At 65.5% G+C, this 21,824-nt stretch carries 23 protein-coding genes; 15 read left to right on the top strand and 8 right to left on the bottom strand.

Annotation, left to right across the window (positions count from 1 at the left end; genetic code table 11):
* Nucleotides 1-66 precede the first annotated feature (66 nt).
* Nucleotides 67-945 (top strand): EcsC family protein, encoded by an 879-nt coding sequence (locus tag KR767_RS08680; protein ID WP_250878836.1) that lies wholly within the window; start codon nt 67-69, stop codon nt 943-945.
* Between the two features lie 51 nt (nt 946-996).
* Nucleotides 997-1,734, top strand: coding sequence for a pteridine reductase (locus KR767_RS08675; protein ID WP_250878835.1), 738 nt, complete (start codon nt 997-999; stop codon nt 1,732-1,734).
* A 22-nt stretch (nt 1,735-1,756) separates the two neighbouring features.
* On the opposite strand, the gene KR767_RS08670 is transcribed toward KR767_RS08675, so the two are convergent.
* The 5 genes from KR767_RS08670 to tsaD all read right to left on the bottom strand — a co-directional run bounded on the left by KR767_RS08670 (nt 1,757) and on the right by tsaD (nt 6,646).
* A complete protein-coding gene (locus KR767_RS08670) occupies nt 1,757-2,614 on the bottom strand; it encodes a DUF6159 family protein (protein ID WP_250878834.1) in 858 nt (285 codons plus the stop codon).
* A 613-nt stretch (nt 2,615-3,227) separates the two neighbouring features.
* Nucleotides 3,228-3,728 (bottom strand): 2-amino-4-hydroxy-6-hydroxymethyldihydropteridine diphosphokinase, encoded by a 501-nt coding sequence (folK, locus tag KR767_RS08665; RefSeq protein ID WP_250878833.1) that lies wholly within the window; start codon nt 3,726-3,728, stop codon nt 3,228-3,230.
* Nucleotides 3,729-4,994, bottom strand: a complete 1,266-nt coding sequence (locus KR767_RS08660; protein WP_250878832.1) for a mechanosensitive ion channel family protein — start codon at nt 4,992-4,994, stop codon at nt 3,729-3,731. It abuts the gene before it with no gap.
* Nucleotides 4,991-5,350, bottom strand: a complete 360-nt coding sequence (folB, locus tag KR767_RS08655; protein WP_250878831.1) for a dihydroneopterin aldolase — start codon at nt 5,348-5,350, stop codon at nt 4,991-4,993. The genes KR767_RS08660 and folB overlap by 4 nt, the downstream gene beginning before the upstream one ends.
* A gap of 270 nt (nt 5,351-5,620) precedes the next feature.
* Nucleotides 5,621-6,646, bottom strand: a complete 1,026-nt coding sequence (gene tsaD, locus KR767_RS08650) for a tRNA (adenosine(37)-N6)-threonylcarbamoyltransferase complex transferase subunit TsaD (protein WP_166946456.1) — start codon at nt 6,644-6,646, stop codon at nt 5,621-5,623.
* Between the two features lie 83 nt (nt 6,647-6,729).
* Between tsaD and rpsU the strand changes: the two genes are divergently transcribed.
* The 5 genes from rpsU (at nt 6,730) to KR767_RS08625 (ending at nt 10,456) form a co-directional block, all read left to right on the top strand.
* Nucleotides 6,730-6,945 carry a 30S ribosomal protein S21 gene (gene rpsU / locus KR767_RS08645; protein ID WP_029213735.1) on the top strand — a complete coding sequence of 72 codons (216 nt, stop codon included), beginning with the start codon at nt 6,730-6,732 and terminating at the stop codon, nt 6,943-6,945.
* A 136-nt stretch (nt 6,946-7,081) separates the two neighbouring features.
* Complete coding sequence (locus KR767_RS08640; protein ID WP_166946291.1) at nt 7,082-7,525, top strand: GatB/YqeY domain-containing protein; 444 nt, start codon at nt 7,082-7,084, stop codon at nt 7,523-7,525.
* A 258-nt stretch (nt 7,526-7,783) separates the two neighbouring features.
* The gene (locus KR767_RS08635; protein ID WP_166946289.1) at nt 7,784-7,957 is read left to right on the top strand and encodes a DUF1328 domain-containing protein; all 174 of its coding nucleotides are present in this window, start codon (nt 7,784-7,786) and stop codon (nt 7,955-7,957) included.
* Nucleotides 7,958-8,007: 50 nt separating this feature from the next.
* Nucleotides 8,008-9,747 (top strand): DNA primase, encoded by a 1,740-nt coding sequence (dnaG, locus tag KR767_RS08630; protein WP_250878829.1) that lies wholly within the window; start codon nt 8,008-8,010, stop codon nt 9,745-9,747.
* A 91-nt stretch (nt 9,748-9,838) separates the two neighbouring features.
* Nucleotides 9,839-10,456 (top strand): DedA family protein, encoded by a 618-nt coding sequence (locus KR767_RS08625; RefSeq protein ID WP_250878828.1) that lies wholly within the window; start codon nt 9,839-9,841, stop codon nt 10,454-10,456.
* A gap of 173 nt (nt 10,457-10,629) precedes the next feature.
* Here KR767_RS08625 and KR767_RS08620 read toward each other — a convergent pair whose 3' ends face one another.
* Nucleotides 10,630-11,496, bottom strand: a complete 867-nt coding sequence (locus KR767_RS08620; RefSeq protein ID WP_250878827.1) for a LysR substrate-binding domain-containing protein — start codon at nt 11,494-11,496, stop codon at nt 10,630-10,632.
* A 104-nt stretch (nt 11,497-11,600) separates the two neighbouring features.
* Here KR767_RS08620 and KR767_RS08615 point away from each other — a divergent pair, with 104 nt between their 5' ends.
* The 8 genes from KR767_RS08615 to dgoD are packed head-to-tail and all read left to right on the top strand — an operon-like array spanning nt 11,601 to nt 19,600.
* The gene (locus KR767_RS08615) at nt 11,601-12,599 is read left to right on the top strand and encodes a 2-dehydro-3-deoxygalactonokinase (protein WP_250878826.1); all 999 of its coding nucleotides are present in this window, start codon (nt 11,601-11,603) and stop codon (nt 12,597-12,599) included.
* Nucleotides 12,600-12,627: 28 nt separating this feature from the next.
* Nucleotides 12,628-13,617, top strand: coding sequence for an arabinose ABC transporter substrate-binding protein (locus KR767_RS08610; protein ID WP_250878825.1), 990 nt, complete (start codon nt 12,628-12,630; stop codon nt 13,615-13,617).
* A 2-nt stretch (nt 13,618-13,619) separates the two neighbouring features.
* A complete protein-coding gene (araG, locus tag KR767_RS08605) occupies nt 13,620-15,140 on the top strand; it encodes an L-arabinose ABC transporter ATP-binding protein AraG (protein ID WP_250879138.1) in 1,521 nt (506 codons plus the stop codon).
* Nucleotides 15,141-15,144: 4 nt separating this feature from the next.
* Complete coding sequence (gene araH / locus KR767_RS08600; protein WP_284732880.1) at nt 15,145-16,146, top strand: L-arabinose ABC transporter permease AraH; 1,002 nt, start codon at nt 15,145-15,147, stop codon at nt 16,144-16,146.
* Nucleotides 16,146-17,033: an SMP-30/gluconolactonase/LRE family protein gene (locus tag KR767_RS08595; protein WP_166946273.1), complete on the top strand. Its 888-nt coding sequence runs from the start codon at nt 16,146-16,148 to the stop codon at nt 17,031-17,033. Before araH ends, KR767_RS08595 begins: the two co-directional genes overlap by 1 nt.
* Nucleotides 17,030-17,830 (top strand): SDR family oxidoreductase, encoded by an 801-nt coding sequence (locus tag KR767_RS08590; RefSeq protein WP_166946271.1) that lies wholly within the window; start codon nt 17,030-17,032, stop codon nt 17,828-17,830. Before KR767_RS08595 ends, KR767_RS08590 begins: the two co-directional genes overlap by 4 nt.
* A complete protein-coding gene (locus KR767_RS08585) occupies nt 17,820-18,446 on the top strand; it encodes a 2-dehydro-3-deoxy-6-phosphogalactonate aldolase (protein WP_343203644.1) in 627 nt (208 codons plus the stop codon). Before KR767_RS08590 ends, KR767_RS08585 begins: the two co-directional genes overlap by 11 nt.
* Before the next feature lie 2 nt (nt 18,447-18,448).
* Nucleotides 18,449-19,600 carry a galactonate dehydratase gene (gene dgoD / locus KR767_RS08580; protein ID WP_166946267.1) on the top strand — a complete coding sequence of 384 codons (1,152 nt, stop codon included), beginning with the start codon at nt 18,449-18,451 and terminating at the stop codon, nt 19,598-19,600.
* A 251-nt stretch (nt 19,601-19,851) separates the two neighbouring features.
* Here the strand turns inward: dgoD and KR767_RS08575 are convergent, their stop codons facing one another.
* Together KR767_RS08575 and KR767_RS08570 are read right to left on the bottom strand one after the other, a co-directional pair.
* Nucleotides 19,852-20,385 carry a pseudouridine synthase gene (locus KR767_RS08575; protein ID WP_250878824.1) on the bottom strand — a complete coding sequence of 178 codons (534 nt, stop codon included), beginning with the start codon at nt 20,383-20,385 and terminating at the stop codon, nt 19,852-19,854.
* On the bottom strand, nt 20,386-21,222 hold the full coding sequence (locus KR767_RS08570) for a class I SAM-dependent methyltransferase (protein WP_250878823.1): 837 nt from the start codon (nt 21,220-21,222) through the stop codon (nt 20,386-20,388).
* Between the last annotated feature and the right edge of the window lie 602 nt (nt 21,223-21,824).

Here is a 21,824-nt window from a genome sequence, read left to right as displayed (position 1 = left end):
TCACGCAAGCGTTAAACATGATGCGCTATCAATCGAAGGCATATCGTTTTTCTGCCGGATACCCTCATGCCAAAGCGCGATTCCGAGTCCACTTCCCGCGAGATCGTTCCCGTCACTGCCGGTGACCGTGGCGATAGTGCTGTCGCCAAGGCGATCCTCGAATTCGTCAGTCGCATCCCTGAAAGCGACGTGCCGCGCGCAAGCAAAAGCACGGTGGAAGAGGAATGCCGACGCCTCGCCAGCACCGCCGCCAACAAGGCGGCACTCACCGCCGGTTCGCTCGCCCTGCCACCAGGGCCGCTCGGCTGGTTGACGGTGCTACCCGAACTGGTGGCCATCTGGCGCATCCAGGGGCAGCTCGTGAGCGACATTGCCGCGGCGTACGGCAAGACCGCCAAGCTGGGTCGCGAGCAGATGTTGTGGTGCCTGTTCCGCCACACGGCAGCGCAGGCGTTTCGTGACATTGCCATACGCGTGGGTGACCGGCTGGTATTCCGCACTACCGCAACGAGCGTGTTGCAGCGCCTGGCAGGACGCATCGGCGTAAGCGTGTCCAAGCGCGCCGTAGGCAAAGGCATTTCACGCTGGCTGCCCGTGATCGGTGCACTGGGAGTAGGCGCTTACGCTTACTACGACACCGGACAAGTCGCGAAGACCGCCATCGACCTGTTCAGTGGAGAAATTCATATCGATGATGGCGATGAGTCTTCGTCGAAGACACCAAAGCATCGCGCTACTGACGACAAGGCGGCCCCCATCGCCGACACGGTCGGCGATCCGTCGCCCAAGGCGACGTCCCGCAAGCCAATGAAGAAGGCGGCTCCAAAAAAACGAGCCGCTGCAACCAAAACGACAAAATCGGCCACCCGGAAGGCCACGAAGAAAACCGTCGCCAAGCGCACGCCTGCAAAGAGAAGCATCCGCAAGGCAAAGCCCGCGACGTGACGTCACCGGTCGTTTGCGTCAAGCTTCACCCATCGTGAAAAAGGAACTCCGATGAACGCCTCGCCGGTCGTGCTCGTCACCGGTGGCGCCCGACGTGTGGGTGCCACCATCGTTCGCCATCTGCATGCCGCCGGATGCCGGCTGGCCGTGCACTACCGCCACTCCGGCGACGAAGCCCGGATGCTGGCCGACGAACTCAACGCATCGCGCGAAGGCAGCGTAGCGACCTTCGCCGCCCCGCTCGAAGACGATGCCGCACTGCCGACACTCGTGTCGTCCGTCATCGCCACCTTCGGTCGCCTGGACGGACTGGTGAACAACGCCTCGGCGTTCTATCCGACCCCTATCGGCACCGCCACGGGCAAGCAGTGGGACGACCTCTTCGCCGCCAATGCACGCGCACCTTTTTTTCTGGCGCAAGCGGCCGCGCCAGAGCTTCGTAAAAACAGGGGCGCCATCGTCAACATCGTGGACATCTACGCCGAGCGGCCTCTCGCGGATCACCCCATCTATACGATGGCAAAGGCCGCACTGGCGATGCTCACGCTGTCGCTGGCGAAGGATCTCGCCCCCGACGTACGCGTCAACGCCGTGGCACCGGGTGCCATCCTGTGGCCCGAGTCGGGCAAGCCGGAAGACGCTGCCGAAGCGCTCATCGCAAAAACACCACTGGCTCGCAAGGGCGAGCCAGATGACGTCGCCGAAGCGGTGCGCTGGCTGATGCTGGACGCCCGCTACACCACGGGGCAGACCATCCGCATCGACGGCGGACGCACGCTCACCATCTGAGCGTGCGCTGCCGGTAAACCGATCAGTTCTTCTGGCGGAATGCCGATTCAAGCAGGGCTCGGTCGAAACCCTGCCCCGGATCGCCTTCCTGCGTGTAGCGGTAAAGTGCAGCGGAATACACACCGTGCATCGCCGTCTGGAAGAGGCTCAGGGCAACCAGGCCAAGCACGCCCGCCGCAGCCACAGCGATCATCAGCGCCATGGATTGCGTGGCCGCCGCGGCACCGAACAGGATGAGGCTGACCGCCACCAGGCAGAACGTCAGGATGCCGCCCACGACGCCAATACCGGCGTTGCCGATGAGGTTCTCGCCCCAGGTACCCTTGAGCAGCGATGCACTGCGCTTGACGGCATCCACCGGACCAATGTCCTGCGCGGCCAGCACCGGCACCACGAGAAAAGTCGCCACCGACCAGCCGAAGCCCAGCATGCCGACCACGATGCGCCCGATCAGGCCGAAGCGCTCCTGGAGGGAACGCAGGATGACACCGACGGTCGCCGCGATCAGGGCATAACCAAGGATGCTGGGTAACCGGCTCCAGGCCGCACTCAGGCCCTCACGGAACGTTGGATTGCCGCCACCCAGGCGAACCAGGGCCGCCGAGGCAAGCGCCGTGTTGAAGAAAATCACCACGGCATATTGCACAAAGTAGAAAACAAAGCTGAGCAGCATGACCAGCGGCGGCATCACATGATGGCGCTGCCCTTCGAAGTCGGCATGGTGATGCCGCAGCGACATGAACACCGGCCAGCCAAAGCTGGCGATCACCACCAGCGAGCAAAGCCCCGCCAGCAATGGAAACAGCATCAGCTCCTTGTCCTGCCGGAGAATATTGGCGCTGGCCTTCATCAACGCCCAGCTACGTGCGAACTTGCCCATGTCCTTCCGATTCCCTTGGCCGAGTGCGCGCTTTGTAGCACCTGAACGCCCCCGCCGCCATAGCCCCTTCTTCCTGTAGGAGCGCGCCTCGCGCGCGACCGGTTATCGCAAACGATGAAAATTTTCGCGATAACCGGTCGCGCGCAGGCGCGCTCCTACAACAAGCCGCGATCACGTTCGACAGAGGCGGCGGGGGCGGCCCTTGGCGCGACTTGATGGAGGTGAGGGGAGCGGGTGGAAAAGGCCCGAAGGGTGGCGGTCAGGATGACCGCCATTTCCCGCCGAGACACGGAGGTCGAGTCGGGAAACCCCGCACGCTCCCCGGCCCGAAGGGGCGTAAGCCATAAGACACTGAGCCGCGCAGCGGCTCCTCCTTTCCCGAGGGACACCGCAGGCCGGAGCGCCAAGGGCCGCCCCCGTCGCCTCTGCAACGCCACGTTCCAGCGCCGAGCGCGAGGCCGACAGGCGAGCACTTCCTACGGAGCGAAACACCACATGGGCTGCGTTCCCACGGAGCGCAACATCGCCGATGCGATCAGCTCCCACACCTTCGGTAGCGAGGCCTCTACGGTCGTTAACGAAACGTATCAAACGGTCGCGCGCAGGCGCGCTCCTACAGGAGGAGGGAGGTCAGGTGGGGGTCTATGGTTAGTGGTTCTTTTGCTTTGGGGAAAGCCTGCCATAGCTCGGCCATGCTTTGGCCGCTGATGGGGTGGCGCAGGTCCGGGGCGATGTCGGCCATCGGTTTCAGAACGAAGGCGTGGCGCAGTTCGCTGCGGGGCAGTTCCAGGTGGCCTTCGCCGCTCAGCACCAGGTCGTCGTACAGAACGATGTCCACGTCGAGTGTCCGGCTGGCGTAGCGGTCGCCGCCACGGATGCGGCCATGGCGGTCCTCCAGCGCGTGGAGCCAGTCGTTGAGCTCCTGGGGAGGCAGGTCGCTGTCGAGACCCACCGCCAGGTTCAGGAAATCAGGGCCGTCGAAGCCGACCGCCGCGCTCCGGTACACCGGTGAGACGTCCAGCGCACCAAAACGCTCGCGAAGCTCGGCCACGGCGGCGGACAACCAGCGTCCCGCATCGATGTTGGAACCCAGGCTCAGGTACGCGCGGCCCATTCAGTGCTCCACGACACCTGCGTCGCGCAGGGCGGAAAAAGCCTCGCGCACGTCGCCACCCGATGGCTGCTGGAACGGACGCAGGCCGAACTCGGGAAGGATCGCGATGAGGTGATCGAAGATGTCGGCCTGGATACGCTCGTAGTCGAGCCAGACCACGGTATTGGTGAAGCAGTAGATCTCGAACGGAATGCCCTGCGCACCCGGGTCGCGCATGCGCACCATGCGGGTCATGCGATCGTGTACGTCCGGATGCGCCTTGATATAGGCCTCGGCATAGGCACGAAAGGCACCGATATTGGTCTGTCGGCGCCGGTTCACCGGCAGCCTGCCCGGCTCGCCCAGGGCTTCGTTCCAGCGCTGGATGTCTTCGCGCTTGCGGATGAGGTAATCCTTCAGCAGGTGCACCTTGCCAAAACGTTCTATTTCGTCGTCTTCGAGAAAACGCACGCAGGCCGCATCGACATAAAGCTCGCGCTTGATGCGGCGACCGCCGGACTCGGACATGCCGCGCCAGTTCTGGAACGACTCGGCGATGAGCTTCCACGTTGGTACGGTGACGATGGTGCGGTCGAAGTTGCGCACCTTCACCGTATGCAGCGTGATGTCGATGACATCGCCATCCACGCCGGCCGAGGACATCGTGATCCAGTCGCCCACGCGCAGCATGTCGTTGGTGCTGAGCTGGATGCCCGCGACGAAACCCAGGATGGTGTCCTTGAACACCAGCAGCAGCACCGCCGACATGGCGCCGATGCCCGACAGCAGCAGGCCGATGCTCTGGTGGGTGAGCTTGGTGATCACCAGCACCAGCGCCACGATCCACAGCGCGAGGTTCAGCAATTGCACCACGCCCTTGATCGAGCGCTTGCCGGCAGGTGTTGCGCTATAAAGCGATTCGAAGGCGATCAGCGCGCGCCCCAGCGAGGCGATCACGCAGACGATCATCCAGCACACGGCAAGGTTGCGCACGAAGACGCCAATGCCGTCACCGGGTTCGAGCAGTATGTCGATGCCGTAATAGATGACGATGGCCGGCAGCATGCGCGCCAGCCAGCGGAAGGCGCCGTGCTCGTAGAGCGCATCGTCCCAGCGCCAGACGGTGTGTCGCGTGGCCACGCGCACCACGCGGTGCAGGAACACGCGGCCGATGAGGCCTACCAGCCACGCCGCGAGGAACAGGCCGGCCACCAGCGTGACACGACGCAGCTCCGGCGATTCGATGAAGCCCTCCACGACCGAGAGCGCCGCCTTCGGGGCCATCATTCCGGCTTCGTACCCCGCTCGATACGCACGCCTACGGCCTTCGCGCCACGTACGGCGCCGGGTTTGGAGAGTTTCAGGCGCACCCAGGAGACGCCGAATTCCTCGCGCACGATCTCGGCGCAGCGTTCGGCCAGGGTTTCCACGAGGCCGAAGCTGGATGATTCCACGTAGGACTGCAGCCGCCTGGAGATCGACTTGTAGTTGAGGGTGTGTTCGATGTCGTCGCTGGCGGCCGGGCGACGGTTGTCGAAGGCCATTTCCAGGTCGAACGACAGCGTCTGCCGGATACGGCGTTCCCAGTCGTAGATGCCGATGACCGCGTCGATGCGCAGGTCTTCGATGAAGACGATGTCCATGAAGAGGGGGCTGTTGTTGCTTGGGAGTGTTACAGGGTCGGTGACTGACCCGCTTAACGCAAGCCATGCAGGAGCGCGCCTTGCGCGCGACCGGGGGTACCACTCCCTCTCACCCGCTACCGGACGTCCCTGTAGGAGCGCGCCTGCGCGCGACCGGGGGTGCCACTCCCTCTCACCCGCTGCCGGACGTCCCTGTAGGAGCGCGCCTGCGCGCGACCGGACCGGCCTGCGCCTCTGGTCGCGCGCAGGCGCGCTCCTACAGGGAGGGTGTCAGGCAGCGGGGGGCAGGGTTTCGAGGCTCCAGCGGGGTTGTACCTGGATCGTTTCGTCCTGCTGCTGGCCCGCCGCGAGGCGGATCGCGCCGGCCAGGGCGATCATGGCGCCGTTGTCCGTGCAGAACTGGAGACGCGGGAAGTACACGCGGAAGCCATCGGCAGCGCCGGCCTCGGCCAGCTGGGCCCGCAGGCGCTTGTTGGCACCCACGCCGCCCGCGATCACCAGCCGCTTCGCACCCGTGGCTTCCAGTGCGCGGCGGCACTTGATGGCCAGGGTATCCACGATGGCTTCCTCGAAGCCCCGGGCGATGTCCGCGCGCACCTGATCCGACTGGTCGGACTTCTGCCAGGCCAGCAGCACCTGGGTCTTGAGACCCGAGAAGCTGAAATCCAGCCCCGGCCGGTCGACCATGGGGCGGGAGAAGCGGAACGCGCCGGGCGTGCCCTGCTCGGCCAGCTTTGCCAGCGCCGGGCCGCCGGGATACGGCAGGCCCATCAGCTTGGCGGTCTTGTCGAAGGCCTCGCCGGCGGCGTCATCCAGGGTGTCGCCCAGGATGCGGTACTGGCCGATGGCCTTGACCTCCACCAGCATCGAATGCCCGCCGGAGACCAGCAGGGCCACGAAAGGCGGCTCCGGCGGGTCGTCTTCGAGCAGGGGCGCCAGCAGGTGGCCCTCCATATGATGTACACCGATGGCCGGCACGCCGAGCGCCCAGGCCATGGCACGGGCGGCGGCGGCACCCACCAGCAGCGCGCCCACCAGGCCGGGGCCGGCCGTATAGGCCACCCCGCCCAGGTCGGCCGGCGTGAGGCCGGCCTCCTTCAGGGCCTCGCGGACCAGGGGCAGCAGCTTGCGCACATGGTCACGGCTGGCCAGTTCGGGCACCACGCCACCATATTCGGCATGCAGGGCGATCTGGCTGTAGAGCGCATGGGAAAGCAGCCCGCGACCCGGCTGTTCAGGGTCCCAGCGGAGCAGGGCCACGCCCGTCTCGTCGCAGGAGGTTTCCACGCCCAACACAGGCTTTGAAATTTTCGTTTTGATCACGGTATAATCCACGGCTCACCCGGGTTCACGGGTTAGTTTAGACAAGTGGAGTTTCCATGCCGAGCGTTAAAGTCCGCGAGAACGAGCCGTTTGAGCTTGCCCTCCGCCGCTTCAAGCGTACGTGCGAAAAGGCTGGCGTGCTGGCCGAAACGCGCAAGCGCGAATTTTACGAAAAGCCCACCCAGGAGCGTAAGCGTAAGCGCGCTGCCGCGGTGAAGCGTCACCTGCGCCGTCTGTCTCGCGACACGACGCGCCGGACCCGCATGTACTGATTGCCTTCCTGGCCCCCGGGCCGGGAAATGGACTCGCGGCTGGCGCGTTTGCCCGCTGCCGCCGCAATCAGGCGGAAATCCGAGCCGGCTCCGCCGAAAGGTGGAGCCGGCTTTTCGTCGTCCTGGAGATAAAGCGATGAGCCTCAAGGCAAAGATCACCGAAGACATGAAGGCCGCCATGAAGGGCGGCGAGAAGGATCGCCTGGCCGTGATCCGCCTGGTACAGGCGGCCATCAAGCAGCGCGAAGTCGACGAACGGATCGAACTGGACGACAACCAGGTGCTGGCCGTCCTCGAAAAGATGCAGAAGCAGCGCCGCGACTCCATCGAGCAGTTCGACAAGGCCGGCCGCACCGAGCTGGCAGACGTCGAGCGCTATGAGATGGGCATCATCGACGGCTACCTGCCGGCCAAGCTCAGCGAAGCCGAGCTGGACGCCGTGATTGCCGCCGCCATTGCCGAATCCGGTGCCACCTCGGCCCGCGACATGGGCAAGGTCGTGGCCCTGGTGAAGGAAAAGGCCGCCGGCCGCGCCGACATGGGTGCCGTGGCAGGCAAGGTGAAGGCAAAGCTGGGCTGAGGCCTCTCGCCGCCCTGCGGTGGCGCGTCCGGCGCGTGTTCGGACGTGCCCGCCCTCGCCGTTGTAGGAGCGCGCCTTGCGCGCGACCGGTTTTCGCGAAAACCATCGACGCATTCGCATCACCGGTCGCGCGCAAGGCGCGCTCCTACAGGAAGCGTGGGGCGATGGGGCACGTGTTCACGGCAACCCCACGAACCCCAACGCATCCTCCCTCCACAGCTGGGGAGCACCTCCGGCGCCACCTGCGGAGGGAATCCCATGCTCAAGTACGCCATCATCTTCGGCCTGATCGCGCTCGTCACCGGCGCGCTCGGCTTCAGCCGGATCTCAGGCGTCGCCGCGACCATTGCCAAGGTCTGCTTCGCGATCTTCCTGATCCTCTTCGTCATCGCCATCCTGGCCGTCATCGGCGTGTTCAAACTGGCTTTCTGACGTCTCGTCAAGCTCCTGACGGAAGCCGAGGCGTGGCATCCTAGGCGTCCATGCGCGGTCGTATTCCCGACAACTTCATCGATGAACTGCTCACTCGCGTCGACATCGTCGACGTGATCGAGCGGCGCGTGCCGCTGAAGAAGGCCGGGCGCGAGTGGACGGCCTGCTGCCCATTCCACAACGAGCGCTCCCCGTCGTTCTACGTGAGCCCGGCCAAGCAGTTCTTCCACTGCTTCGGCTGCGGCGCCCACGGCAGCGCGATCAAGTTCATCATGGACTACGACCGTCTCGAGTTCCCCGACGCCATCGAGGAACTGGCCCAGTCGGTCGGCATGAAGGTGCCTTACGAGGGCGGTCGCGACGACAAGCCCCGCGAGGATCGCACCGACCTCTACACCCTGCTCGACGATTCCGCCTCGTACTACCAGCGCGAGCTGGGCAACAGCGCCGAAGCCCTGGCCTATGTCGAGCGCCGTGGCCTCGATGCGGAAATACTGAAACGCTTCCGCATCGGCTGGGCACCGGCCGGTTTCGACGGTGTATTGAAGGCACTGGGCACCAGCGACCAGAAGCGCAAGCTGCTCAACGACGCGGGCATGGTCGCCAGCAACGAGCGCGGCAACCGCTACGACCGCTTCCGCGAACGAGTGATGTTCCCCATCCTCGACCGGCGGGGCCGCGTGATCGCCTTCGGCGGACGCGTGCTCTCTTCGGACCAGGGCCCGAAATACCTCAACTCGCCGGAAACCCCACTCTTCCACAAGGGCCGCGAACTGTTCGCCCTGTGGCAGGTGAAGCAGGCCAACCAGAACCTCACCCGGATCATGGTGGTCGAGGGCTATATGGACGTCATCGCCCTGCACCAGGCCGGCCTGCCCATTGCGGTGGCCACCCTGGGCACGGCCACCACGCCCGACCATGCCGAAGTGCTGTTCCGCGCCGCACCCGACGTCTTCTTCTGCTTCGACGGCGATCGTGCCGGCCGTGCGGCCGCGTGGAAGGCCGTGGAGTCCATCCTGCCGCGCATGCGCGACGGCCGCCAGGCGTTCTTCCTGTTCCTGCCCGATGGCGAAGACCCGGACTCCCTGGTACGCCAGGAGGGCAAGGAAGGCTTCGAAAAGCGCATGAAGGAAGCCATGCCGCTATCGGAGTACTTCTTCGACGAGCTGGGCCGCGACGTGGATGTCAGCCGTATCGACGGCCGCGCACGACTCGCGGAACGGGCCCGTCCGCTCATTGCGAAGCTGCCCGACGGCGCCTTCCGCGACCTCATGGCGCAGGAGCTTCAGCGCCGGACGGGTGCGAAAGCACAGCTGGATGCCGAGGCACCCAGGCCCACCTCCGGCAACAAGCCCACCAATGTGCAGCGCAGCCTCGTGCGCGCCGCCATCGCCATGCTGCTGTCCCAGCCCAGCCTTGCGCTGGATATCGAGGAACCCCACGGCTTCCGCCGGTTCCAGGCGCGCGGCATCGACCTGCTGTCCGAACTGATCGACGTGGCGCGCAACCGGCCGGGCATCAATCCGGCCGTGCTGCTGGAGCATTTCAACGAACGGCCGGAATACCCGGCCCTGATGAAACTGGTGGAAGGCGCGCTCATCGGCGAGGCCGACGCGCAGCGCACCGAATTCCTCGACGGGCTGGCCCAGATGGAGCGCCAGGCAATGACACAGCGTCGCGAGTACCTGATCCACCGCATGCGCGACGGCCAGCTCGACGACACCGAAAAAGCCGAGCTGCGGGTACTGCTCGCGGCCCGGGCCGCACCTTCGCCGCTGGAGGCCCGATGATGCAGCGCACCGCGCATGACACGCGATCCATGGGATCATCCGTCCTTCGTTCCATGAAGGGACCGGCCGGGGCCGGGTTCGTGCGTTACTGATGGATTTGCTCAACAACCTCGTCGATGTGTTCGGGCGGAGCGGCTATGCGGCCGTCTTCATCGCCCTGATGCTCTGTGGAGCGGGTATCCCGCTGCCCGAAGACATCACCCTCGTGGCCGGCGGCATCATTACGGGCCTGGGCTACGGCGACGTTCACACCATGGTGCTCGTGGGGCTGGCCGGCGTGCTGGTCGGCGATTCCACCATGTTCCTGCTGGGCCGCCATTTCGGTGCCCGCATCCTGCGCTGGCGTTTCGTGGCGCGGCTGCTTACGCCAGAGCGCTATGCGAAGGTGCAGGAGAAATTCGAGCGTTACGGCAATCGCATGATGTTCGTGGCGCGCTTCCTGCCGGGCATGCGTACCGCCGTGTTCATCACGGCCGGTGCCACGCATCGCGTGGGTTTTTTCCGATTCCTGCTGCTCGATGGCATGGCCGCGATCATCAGCGTGCCGCTATGGGTGTACCTGGGGTACTTCGGTGCGCATAACCACGAGTGGCTCACGATGTGGATCCGCCGCGGGCAGACCGGCGTGTGGCTTGCCATCGGTGCCGTAGTAGTGATCCTCGGCGTGTTGTGGTGGCGCAAGCGCAAGGCTGACGCGCGGGACTGCTGATCCTTGCCCTGTACGCCACCGGATCGGGGCGATGCGGTCACGGCTTCGAAGGGTCGCGCGCGAGGCGCGCTCCTACAGGGCCTTGCCGCACCTCTTGTAGGAGCGCGCCTGCGCGCGACCGGATCGGGAGCGATGCAGTCACGGCTTCGAAGGGTCGCGCGCGAGGCGCGCTCCTACAGGGGGACGTTTAGTTCGGTGAAGAGCCAGGATCGGAAGACTTCGGTTTCTTCTTTTGATGCCGCCTCGCGCGATACCGCCAGGTACCACGCGTGTTGCAGCGGCACCTCCACGTGCAACGGTTCGGCCAGGCGCCCTGCCGCGAGGTCGTAGGCCACCAGCAGCTCCTGGGCCAACGCCACGCCCTGCCCTTCGATGGCCGCCTGCAACATCATCGTGCCGTCGCCGAAGCCCATTTCGCGGGAGATCGCCGAAGGCTCCGCACCCGCCTTCTCGAACCACTGATCCCAGCCCGCGATGGCCGCCGCGCGGCGACCCGGGCGCTCGTGCAGCAGCAGATGGTCCACGAGGTCGGCCGGCGTGTGGATACGCCCTGCAAGCGCCGGGGCGCAGACCGGCGTGTAGCCTGAGGTCACCAGCAGCTCCATGCCATCCACCAGACGGTCGTCGATGGCCAGATCCCAGCCCTCCGCTCCGCCATCGGTGACCACCTCGACGGCGATATCCGGATGCTTCGCAAAGAAGCGGAACAGCCTCGGCACGAGCCACTTCGTGCCAAAGGTAGGAGGCACCGACACCCGCAGGCCCACGCTGCGCTGGCCCATCACCTGGTCCGTAGCATGCTGCAGCGCACGAAAAGCATCCCGGATGCGAGGGAAATAATTCTCCCCGGCCGTTGTCAGCGACAGCTTATTGTTGCTTCGCACAAATAGCGGCGTACCGAGATACGCCTCCAGCAATTTGACCTGCGCACTGACCGCCGCGGCCGTCAGCGAGAGTTCCTCGCCGGCCTTGGTGAAGCTCAAATGCTGCGCCGCAAGCTCGAACACACGCACGGCGTTGAGGGGGAGCGAACGCTTCATTGCAGAGTCATCAAGAAAAATTTGGGGAAGACCCGAAGAATTTCTAGTTTGCCTGCGTTACCGGAAGCCGCCAAGAATCCGCTGCGCTTTCGAACGGATCTTCGATGAACATCCTTACCATCGACACCGGCACCACCAACACCCGCGTCACGCTCTGGCGCGATGGCGAGGTGCTCGCCAATGCCGCACGCCAGGTGGGCGTGCGCGATACCGCGATCACGGGCAGCACGGCAAAGCTGAAAGAAGGCGTACGCGAGACCATCGCCGAAACCCTTGAAACGGCAAACGTGCAGCGTGACGACGTGGGGCTGGTGCTTGCCTCGGGCATGATCACCTCCAACGTCGGCCTGTGCGAGATCCCGCACGTACCTGCACCTGCCGGCATCGACGACCTCGCCAAAGCCATGCGCGAATCGCTGATCGCCGATGTATGGCACGCACCGATCTGGTTCGTGCCCGGCGTACGCAACGCGGTGGATCACATCGGCCTGCACAACTGCGAGGCGATGGACATGATGCGCGGCGAGGAAACCGAATCCTTCGCGCTCGTGGAACGCCTCGGCCTGGCCGAGCCCACCGTCATCGTGCTGCCGGGTTCGCATTCGAAGTTCGTCAGCATCGACGCAAAACAGCGCATCGATGGCTGCGTGACCACGCTGGCCGGCGAACTGCTGCATGTGATCTCGCACGACACCATCCTGGCTGGCTCGCTGAAGGACGGCTTCGCGAAGCGCATCGATCCGGAGATGCTGCTGGCAGGTGCCGAATCGTCGAAGAAGATCGGCCTGGGGCGCGCCTGCTTCAGCGTGCGCATCCTCGACCAGTTCGCGGTATACGACGCCAACGCACGCGCCAATTTCCTGCTGGGCGCGGTGCTGGGCTCGGACCTGCTCACGCTCAAGAATTCCAGCGCGATCCGCATGAGCCCGGGTACGCGCTTCGTCGTCAGCGGCAAGCCCATCCTGCGCGAGGCCATTGCCCGTCTGGTGGAAGGCGACGATTTCTTTTCCGGCACCGTCACGGTGCTGGGCGACGACGAACAGCGCGATCTCGCGGGCAGCGGCGCCATCGCCGTCGCCCGCCAGCGCGGGCTGCTCGGCTGAACTGCGCACGCACATGAGGAGGGATCGCATGAAGATGAAGATCGCACTGGGCCTTCGCGCCCTTGCCCTGGCCATGGCTTTCACCGCCGCGCCCGCTTTTGCCGACGAACCGGTGAAGATCGGTTTCGTGGTGAAGCAGCCCGAGGAACCCTGGTTCCAGGACGAATGGAAGTACGCCGAGCAGGCCGCGAAGGAAAAGGGCTTCACCCTGGTGAAGATCGGCGCGCCGGACGGTGGCCAGGTGCTTACCGCCATCGACAATCTGAAGTCGCAGCACGCACAGGGTTTTGTCATCTGCACGCCTGACGTGAAGCTGGGGCCGTCCATCGTCGCCAAGGCGAAGATGAACCACCTGAAGCTGATGACCGTGGATGATCGTCTCGTGGATGGCGCTGGCAAGCCCATCGAGTCGGTGCCGCATATGGGCATCTCGGCCTCGAAGATCGGCGAGCAGGTGGGCCAGGCCATTGCCGACGAAATCAAGAAGCGCGGCTGGAAGCCGGAAGAAACCGGCGCGCTGCGCATCTCCTACGACCAGCTGCCCACCGCCAAGGACCGCACCGACGGCGCCATTGCCGCACTCACGGCTGCAGGCTTCCCGAAGGCCAACGTCATCAATGCCCCGCAGGCGAAGACGGACACCGAAAACGCCTTCAACGCGGCCAATATCGCCATCACGCAGAACCCGAAGTTCAAGCACTGGGTAGCGTTCGGCCTCAACGACGAAGCCGTGCTGGGCGCCGTGCGTGCCGCCGAAGGCCGTGGCTTCCGCGCGGACAACATGATCGGCGTGGGCATCGGTGGCAGCAAGTCGGCACTGAACGAGTTTGCCAAGGGCGAGCCGACCGGCTTCTTCGGCAGCGTGCTCATCAGCCCGAAGCGTCATGGCTATGAGACCTCGATCGACATGTACGAGTGGATCAAGGCCGACAAGGCACCGCCCGCACTCACGCTGACCACGGGCCGCCTCATCACCCGCGGCAACGTCGCCGAAGTGCGCAAGGAAATGGGGCTTTGAGCATGGGGAGCGCGCCGCGCCTGGAATTCCGTCATATCGGGAAGAGCTTTCCCGGCGTACGCGCGCTCTCCGATGTGAGCTTTGCCGTGCGCGCCGGCAGCGTGCATGGCCTGCTCGGCGAAAATGGCGCCGGCAAGTCCACGATGATGAAGATCCTCGGCGGGGAATACATTCCCGATGAGGGCGCCGTGGCGATCGACGGCGACGTGCAGGCGTTCCGCAGCGCCGCCGATGCCATCGGTGCGGGCGTGGCCGTGATCCACCAGGAACTCCAGTACGTCCCCGAGCTGTCGGTGATGGAAAACCTGCTGCTCGGTCGCCTGCCCACGCGCTTCGGCCTCGTGGACCGCCGCCGCGCACTGGCCTGGACACGCGAACGCCTCGATGCACTGGGCGTGGACCTCGACCCGCGAGCGAAGCTGCGCCAGCTGTCCATCGGCCAGCGGCAGATGGTGGAGATCGTGAAGGCGATCCTGCGCGACGCCACCATCCTTGCGCTCGACGAGCCCACCAGCTCACTGTCACACCGCGAAACCGACGTGTTGTTCCGCCTGGTACGCGACCTGCGTGCGCAGGGCAAGGCGATGATCTACATCTCGCATCGCCTCGATGAAATCTTCGAGCTGTGCGATGCCGCCACGATCTTCCGCGACGGCCGCAAGGTGGCCGATTTCGACACGCTGGAAGGCGTGACCCGCGACACCCTCGTGCAGCGCATGGTGGGCCGCGACATCGGCGACATCTGGGGCTACAAACCCCGCGAGCACGGTGACGTGCGCCTGGCCGTGCAGGACGTCACCAGCCGTATCGTGCAGCGCCCGGTGAGCTTCGAGGTGCGGGCCGGCGAGATCGTCGGCTTCTTCGGCCTCGTGGGTGCGGGTCGCTCCGAAGTGATGCGCGCCGTCTACGGTGCCGACCGCCGTCTCTCCGGCGAGGTGAGCGTGGACGGCCATCCGGTGAAGCCCTCGCATATCCGCGATGCGATCCGCCACGGCCTGGTCTTCTGCCCGGAAGACCGCAAGGAAGAAGGCATCATCGGCGTGCGTTCGGTGTCCGAGAACATCAACATCAGTGCGCGACGCAACCACCTTACCGCCGGCCTGTTCGTGAACGACCGCGTGGAAGCGAAGACGGCCGACAGCTACATCGAACGCCTGCGCATCCGCACGCCGCACCGGCGCCAGGAAATCCGCCTGCTTTCCGGCGGCAACCAGCAGAAAGCCGTGCTCTCGCGCTGGCTGGCCGAGAAAGACCTCCGCGTGCTGATCGTCGACGAGCCCACCCGTGGCATCGACGTCGGCGCCAAGAACGAAATCTACAACGTGCTCTACGAGCTGGCCGCGCGTGGCGTGGCCGTGGTGATGATCTCCAGCGAGCTGCCGGAAGTACTCGGCGTCTCGGACCGGGTGATCGCCATGTGCCACGGCCGCATCGTTGCCCAGTTCGCCCGCGGCGAAGCGAACGAGCGCAACGTGCTCGCCGCCGCGCTCCCCGAAGGCACCACCGCCACGAACGCCAGGTAATCCCATGACCGACTCCCAAGCCGCCGCCATCGGTGCCACCCGCGAAACGCCGGCCGCCCGCCGCCGTGCCCTGCTCTGGCAGGTCGTGGACGACTACAGCCTCATCCTCATCTTCATCGCGCTGTTCGCCGTGCTGAGCGCCAGCGTCCAGTACTTCTTCTCGTGGGACAACATGGTCGGCCTGCTGCTGTCCGTGTCGCAGATCGGCATGGTCTCCTGCACCATGATGTTCTGCCTGGCCTCGCGTGACTTCGATCTCTCGGTGGGCTCCACCGTGGCCTTCGCCGGTGTGTTCTGCGCCATCGTCGCCAATGCCACGGGCAGCGTCACCATCGGTGTCGCCGCGGCCCTGGTCGCCGGTGGTCTCGTGGGCTTCGTCAACGGTGCGGTGATCGCCAAGCTCAGGATCAACGCACTGATCACCACGCTGGCCACGATGGAAATCGTGCGCGGCCTCGCCTTCATCAGCTCTCAGGGGCAGGCGGTGGGCGTCACCAACGAGGCGTTCTTCACCATCGGCAGTGCCGAGCTGCTGGGCCTGCCCGTGCCGGTGTGGGTCACCCTGGCCTGCTTCGCCGTGTTCGGCGTGCTGCTGAACAAGACCATCTACGGCCGCAACACCCTGGCCATCGGCGGCAACCCCGACGCGGCCCGCCTGGCCGGCGTGTCGGTGGATCGCGTGCGCATCGCCATCTTCCTGATCCAGGGCGTGGTGGCGGCGCTGGCGGGCATCATCCTGGCCTCGCGCATGACCAGCGGCCAGCCCAATGCGGGCGAAGGCTTCGAACTGAACGTGATCTCGGCCTGCGTGCTGGGCGGCGTATCCCTCTTGGGCGGCCGCGCCACGATCAGCGGCGTGATCGTTGGCGTTCTCATCATGGGCACTGTGCAGAATGCGATGAGCCTCATGAACATCGACGCCTTCTACCAGTACCTGGTCCGCGGCACGATCCTCCTGATCGCCGTACTCGTGGACCAGCTCAAGAATCGCAGGCAAGCCCGCTGATGACCGAATCCGACTTCAAGCCCCTCTCCGACCAGCGCCAGGCCCACGCCGAGGGCGTGATCTGGGACGACCTGGCCGGCCTGGTCCGCTGGACCGACATCGCCACCTCGCGCCTGTTCGCCTACGACCCGGCCACCGGCCATGTCAGCGAGCATGTGCTGCCCGCCCGGCTGTGCTGCTTCGCGCTCACGCACGAGACCGGCGTGCTGCTGCTCGCGCTGGAAAAGCAGATCGCCCGCTTCGACACGCGCGACGGCCGCCTGCACATCCTCCAGGACATCGAGCCGGAGATCCTCGGTACGCGTGCCAACGACGGCCGCTGCGACCGCGGCGGTAACTTCGTCTTCGGCACGCTCAACGAGCGCGGGCCGGAAAAGGTCGCTTCGTTCTGGCGCTATACGCACGATGGCCACCTGCATCGCCTCGCCCTGCCCAAGGCCGCCATCACCAACAGCATCTGTTTCAGCCCCGACGGTGAAACGATGTACTTCACTGATTCGCCTACCGCGCAGATCATGGCCTGCGATTACGACGCCGCCTCGGGCGATGTCGATCGCATCCGCGTCTTCGCCGAACTCACACCGGGCTACGAGCCCGACGGCTCCACCGTCGATGCCGACGGCTTCCTGTGGAACGCCGAATGGGCGGCCTCGCGCGTGGTGCGCTACGCACCCGACGGCCGCGTGGACGCCACTATCGCCCTGCCCTCGAAGCAGCCCAGCTGCGTGAGCTTTGCCGGTCCCGGACTGGATCGCATGGTCATCACCTCCGCCCACCTCGGCCTGGGCGACAAGGCCGGTCCCTTCGACGGCGCCATCTACATCGGCACGCCGCCCGCCGGTCGCGGCCTGCCCGAAGCCCGCTACGGTCACAAGGTGAACGCATGAGCACGCCCGATCCGCGCACTACCCCGCTTCCCCGCCTTGCCGGCAAGGTCGCCATCGTCACCGGCGCCACGCAGGGCATCGGCGCTGCCACCGCGAAACTGTTTGCCGCCCATGGCGCCGCCGTGGTGCTGAACGTGCTGGAAGACAACGCGCAGGCCCGCAAGACCCTGCACGACCTCAACACCGACCAGGCCATGCTGTTCGAGGCCGACGTCACCGACCCGCAGGCCATCCAGCGCATGGTGGCTGCCGCCACCGAACGCTTCGGCGCGCCCGACGTGCTGGTGAACAATGCCGGTATCAACGTCTTCAACGAGCCGCTGTCGCTCACCGACGACGAATGGACCCGCTGCTTCGAGGTGGACCTCAAAGGCGCCTGGAACTGCGCCAAGGCCGTCCTGCCGGGCATGCTTTCGCTGGGTCGCGGCAGCATCGTGAACATCGCCTCGGTGCATGGCCACAAGATCATCCCGCACTGCTTCCCCTACCCCGTCGCCAAGCACGGCCTCATCGGCCTGACCAAGGCACTGGGCATCGAATACGCCGCTAAGAACATCCGCGTGAACTCGATCTCGCCCGGCCTGGTGCTCACCGCCATTGCGAAGGCGGGCTTCGACGCCGCGCCCGATCCGGAAGCCGAGCGCCGCAAGCAGACCGAGATCCTGCCCAACAAGCGGATCGGCGAGCCGGAGGAAATCGCCTATACGGCGTTGTTCCTCGCCTCGGACGAAGCCCGCTACATCAACGCCGCCGACATCCGCATCGACGGTGGCCGCTCCCAGCTCTATCACGAGTAACCCCATGGCCTGGCCGACTGCGCTCCCCCTCATCGCGATCCTTCGCGGCGTCACCCCCGACGAGGTCGTCGGGCATGTCGAAGCCCTCATCGCCGAAGGCTTCGACGCCATCGAGGTGCCGCTCAACTCCCCCGACTGGCAGCGCAGCATCCCCCTTGCCGTCGAGGCTGCCGGCAAGCGGGCGCTGGTAGGCGCGGGCACCGTGCTCACCCCGGAGGCCGTGGACCAGGTTGCCGACCTGGGCGGCCACCTGCTGGTCACCCCCAACACCGACCCGGCGGTGATCCGACAGGGCCGCGCGCGCGGCATGTACGCCTCCATCGGCTTCACCACGGCCAGCGAGGCCTTCGCGGCCCTGGCGGCGGGCGCCCAGTCGCTGAAGCTGTTTCCGGCATCCTCCTTCGGGCCGGGATATGTGAAGGCCTTGCGTGCCGTACTGCCTCCGGACGTGCCCCTGCTTGCCGTAGGTGGTGTCACCCCTGATAACCTCGGCCAATACCTCGACGCGGGATGCATCGGCGCGGGTCTCGGCAGCGACCTCTACAAGCCGGGCCAGCCCGTGGAGCGCACCCATGAGCGCGCCCGAGCCTTCGTCAAAGCCTATCGATCGGTCTAAGCATGAAAGTCACCCGGATTACCACGTACCGCGTTCCTCCCCGCTGGATGTTCCTGAAGATCGAAACCGACGAAGGCGTCGTCGGCTGGGGCGAGCCTGTCGTCGAAGGACGCGCGCGGACCGTGGAAGCCGCCGTGCACGAGCTCTCCGAGCTCGTCATCGGCCAGGATCCCTCCCGCATCAACGACCTCTGGCAGGCCATGTACCGCGGCGGGTTCTATCGTGGCGGCGCCGTATTCATGAGCGCCATCGCCGGCATCGACCAGGCCCTGTGGGACATCAAGGGCAAGGTGCTCAACGCACCGGTATACGAGCTGCTGGGTGGCCGCGTGCGTGACCGCATGAAGACATACTGCTGGGTCGGCGGTGACCGTCCTGCGGATGTCATCGCCCAGATCAAGGAGCGCATGACGCACGGTTTCGACACCTTCAAGCTCAACGGCTGCGAAGAGATGGCGATCATCGCCACGAGCAAGGCCGTGGATGCCGCCGTATCGCGCGTGGCGGAGATCCGCGAGGCGTTCGGCACGGATGTCGAGTTCGGCCTGGATTTCCACGGCCGCGTGTCGGCGCCGATGGCGAAGGTGCTGGTCCGCGAGCTGGAGCCGTATCGTCCGCTGTTCATTGAAGAGCCGGTGCTGGCCGAACAGGCCGAGTACTACCCGCGCATCGCGGAGCTCACTTCGATTCCGCTGGCAGCGGGCGAGCGCATGTATTCACGCTTCGAATTCAAGCACGTGCTGGAGCGTGGCGGCATCTCGATCCTGCAGCCCGATCTGTCGCATGCCGGCGGCATCACCGAGTGCGTGAAGATCGCCGCGATGGCGGAAGCCTACGACGTTGCCGTAGCACCGCACTGCCCGCTGGGGCCCATCGCCCTGGCCTCGTGCCTGCACCTGGACTTCGTGAGCTGGAATGCCACGCTGCAGGAACAGAGCATGGGCATCCACTACAACAAGGGTGGCGAGGTGCTCGATTACGTGCGCAACAAGGAAGCGCTGAAGCTCGACGCCGAAGGCTATGCCATGCCGTTCACTGGCCCGGGCCTCGGTATCGACGTGAACGAGGAATTGGTGATCGAGCGCAGCCGTGACGCCGGAGACTGGCGTAATCCCCTGTGGCGACATGCGGATGGCACCGTAGCAGAGTGGTAACCACGCCCCCGCCGCCTCTACCGATCGCAAGGTGGCCATGTGGAAAAACCTTTGGGCTACCGCACCCTTGTAGGAGCGCGCCTCGCGCGCGACCGGTTATCGCGAACATCATCAGCGTTTCGATTCATCCGGTCGCGCGCAAGCACGCTCCTACAACGCAGCAGTGCTCCCACTCCTTTGCTGGCAGGGTTAGCTAAAGGATTGATGGTTTCGCTATGACCGGTCGCGCGCGAGGCGCGCTCCTACAGGGGCTATCGCAAGAGCCGCGTCTCCCCTACACCGAGTCCATCCAGCCGATACCCGCCTACCGCCTCGCGTACCAGCCGCAGCGTGGGAAACCCTACTGCCGCCGTCATCCGCCGCACTTGGCGGTTACGTCCCTCGCGCAGCACGATGCGCAGCCATGAATCCGGTACCGTTTTGCGATAGCGTACCGCCGGATCACGTGGCCACAGCCACTCCGGCTCGGCCACCGCCTCGACACCTGCTGGCAATGTGGGCCCGTCGTTGAGCGTTACGCCACGCCGAAGACGCTCGATTGCCTCTTCGGTGGGCACGCCTTCCACCTGCACCAGATATGTCTTCGGCTGCTTGTGTTTCGGATCGGCCAGCCGGTGCTGCAGGCGACCATCGTCGGTAAGCAGTAACAGGCCTTCACTGTCGTGATCAAGCCGCCCTGCCGCATACACGCCTTTGTACGGCACGAAGTCGGCCAGCGTGCGCCGGCCGGCTTCGTCGGTGAACTGGCAGAGCACCCCGAAGGGTTTGTTGAGCGCGACCAGCACTTACTTCGCGGGCTTCACGAAACGCAGCGTCATGCGATCGGACTCGCCGATGGCCTCGTACTTCGCCTTGTCCTGCGCGCCCAGTTCGAGCACCGGAGGCAGTGTCCATACACCCTTGGGATGATCGTGGTTATCCTTCGGGTTGGCGTTGATCTCGCTCTGCCCATCCAGCTTGAAGCCGGCATCGGTGGCGAGCTTGATCACGTATTCCGTCGGCAGGTAACCGGTGTTGACCACCTGGTCGAGGGTCTTTCCCTTGTCGGCGCGATGGTCTTCCACGCCCAGGACGCCACCGGGCTTGAGCACCTTGTAGAACGACTTGAACATCGTCTCGGCGCTGCCGTCGGCCGCCCAGTTATGCACGTTGCGGAAGGTCAGCACCATGTCGGCCGAGCCATCGGGACCAAGGTTCGGCGTCTTGTTGTCAAACTCAAGCAGCTTCGCGTTCGAGTACTGCTGCGGGCCGAACGAGAACTTCTTCTCCAGCGCCGCCTTGCTCTTCGAACCGGTCGGCACGGCACCGATGTAGTGGCCGTTGGCGTTGAGGAAGGGGCCGAGGATTTCGGTGAACCAGCCGCCCGACGGCCAGATCTCGATCACGGTCATGTCCGGGCGCACGCCGAAGAAGGTGAGCATCTGCTTCGGGTGACGATAGACGTCGCGCGCCTTGTTCTGCGGCGAGCGCCAGCTGCCGGCGATGGCCTTGTCGAGCTGGGAGGCGGAGACCTGTCCCGCGCTGGCGGGCGGCGTGGCCTGGGCGGGCTGGTCGGCCTGGAAGGCTTCGGCACTACAGGACACGGCGAGGCCGATCACGCTGGCAATGATGAATGTCTTCATGGCGCTACCGATGGGGTTGGGAGAATGGACGGAAAGGCTAGCATGGGTGCCCCCAATGCCCTCAAGCGCGTGCGACGAAACGGTGCCAAGATGCGATCCATGCACCCCATGTAGGAGCGCGCCTTGCGCGCGACCGGATGAATCGAAACGATGATGATGTCCGCGATAACCGGTCGCGCGCAGGCGCGCTCCTACAACAGCCTGCGATCACGTTAGGAGAGGCGGCGGGGGCGGCCCTTGGCGCGACTTGATGGAGGTGAGGGGAGCGGGCGGAAAAGGCCGCGAAGCGGGGCCGGCCAGGAAGGCCGGCCTTTCCTGCCGAGGCAGGAGCCGAGTCAGGAAACCCCGCCCGCTCCCCGCGCCCGAAGGGGCGAAGCCATAAGACACCGAGCCGCGAAGCGGCTCCTCCTTTCCCGAGGGACACCGCAGGCCGGCGCGCCAAGGGCCGCCCCCGCCGCCTCGTTCTCGGCCACGTTCGAGCGTCGAGGGCGAGGCCCATGGGCGAGCCTTTACTACGGAGCGAAACACCACAAGGGCTGGGTTCCTACGGAGCGCAACATCGCCGATGCGATCGGCTCCCACACCTTCGGTAGGTAAGCCCC

This window comes from Luteibacter anthropi (assembly GCF_023699965.1).
GTDB classification, from domain to species: domain Bacteria; phylum Pseudomonadota; class Gammaproteobacteria; order Xanthomonadales; family Rhodanobacteraceae; genus Luteibacter; species Luteibacter anthropi.
This window is presented reverse-complemented; position numbering and strand designations above follow the sequence as displayed.

Excerpts from the sequence above, each read along its gene's own strand:
- KR767_RS08680 (WP_250878836.1), top strand. The coding sequence starts at position 67 with ATGCCAAAGCGCGATTCCGAGTCCACTTCCCGCGAGATCGTTCCCGTC.
- KR767_RS08675 (WP_250878835.1), top strand. The coding sequence starts at position 997 with ATGAACGCCTCGCCGGTCGTGCTCGTCACCGGTGGCGCCCGACGTGTG.
- KR767_RS08670 (WP_250878834.1), bottom strand. The coding sequence starts at position 2,614 with ATGGGCAAGTTCGCACGTAGCTGGGCGTTGATGAAGGCCAGCGCCAAT.
- folK (WP_250878833.1), bottom strand. The coding sequence starts at position 3,728 with ATGGGCCGCGCGTACCTGAGCCTGGGTTCCAACATCGATGCGGGACGC.
- KR767_RS08660 (WP_250878832.1), bottom strand. The coding sequence starts at position 4,994 with ATGATGGCCCCGAAGGCGGCGCTCTCGGTCGTGGAGGGCTTCATCGAA.
- folB (WP_250878831.1), bottom strand. The coding sequence starts at position 5,350 with ATGGACATCGTCTTCATCGAAGACCTGCGCATCGACGCGGTCATCGGC.
- rpsU (WP_029213735.1), top strand. The coding sequence starts at position 6,730 with ATGCCGAGCGTTAAAGTCCGCGAGAACGAGCCGTTTGAGCTTGCCCTC.
- KR767_RS08640 (WP_166946291.1), top strand. The coding sequence starts at position 7,082 with ATGAGCCTCAAGGCAAAGATCACCGAAGACATGAAGGCCGCCATGAAG.
- KR767_RS08635 (WP_166946289.1), top strand. The coding sequence starts at position 7,784 with ATGCTCAAGTACGCCATCATCTTCGGCCTGATCGCGCTCGTCACCGGC.
- dnaG (WP_250878829.1), top strand. The coding sequence starts at position 8,008 with ATGCGCGGTCGTATTCCCGACAACTTCATCGATGAACTGCTCACTCGC.
- KR767_RS08625 (WP_250878828.1), top strand. The coding sequence starts at position 9,839 with ATGGATTTGCTCAACAACCTCGTCGATGTGTTCGGGCGGAGCGGCTAT.
- KR767_RS08620 (WP_250878827.1), bottom strand. The coding sequence starts at position 11,496 with ATGAAGCGTTCGCTCCCCCTCAACGCCGTGCGTGTGTTCGAGCTTGCG.
- KR767_RS08615 (WP_250878826.1), top strand. The coding sequence starts at position 11,601 with ATGAACATCCTTACCATCGACACCGGCACCACCAACACCCGCGTCACG.
- KR767_RS08610 (WP_250878825.1), top strand. The coding sequence starts at position 12,628 with ATGAAGATGAAGATCGCACTGGGCCTTCGCGCCCTTGCCCTGGCCATG.
- araG (WP_250879138.1), top strand. The coding sequence starts at position 13,620 with ATGGGGAGCGCGCCGCGCCTGGAATTCCGTCATATCGGGAAGAGCTTT.
- araH (WP_284732880.1), top strand. The coding sequence starts at position 15,145 with ATGACCGACTCCCAAGCCGCCGCCATCGGTGCCACCCGCGAAACGCCG.
- KR767_RS08595 (WP_166946273.1), top strand. The coding sequence starts at position 16,146 with ATGACCGAATCCGACTTCAAGCCCCTCTCCGACCAGCGCCAGGCCCAC.
- KR767_RS08590 (WP_166946271.1), top strand. The coding sequence starts at position 17,030 with ATGAGCACGCCCGATCCGCGCACTACCCCGCTTCCCCGCCTTGCCGGC.
- dgoD (WP_166946267.1), top strand. The coding sequence starts at position 18,449 with ATGAAAGTCACCCGGATTACCACGTACCGCGTTCCTCCCCGCTGGATG.
- KR767_RS08570 (WP_250878823.1), bottom strand. The coding sequence starts at position 21,222 with ATGAAGACATTCATCATTGCCAGCGTGATCGGCCTCGCCGTGTCCTGT.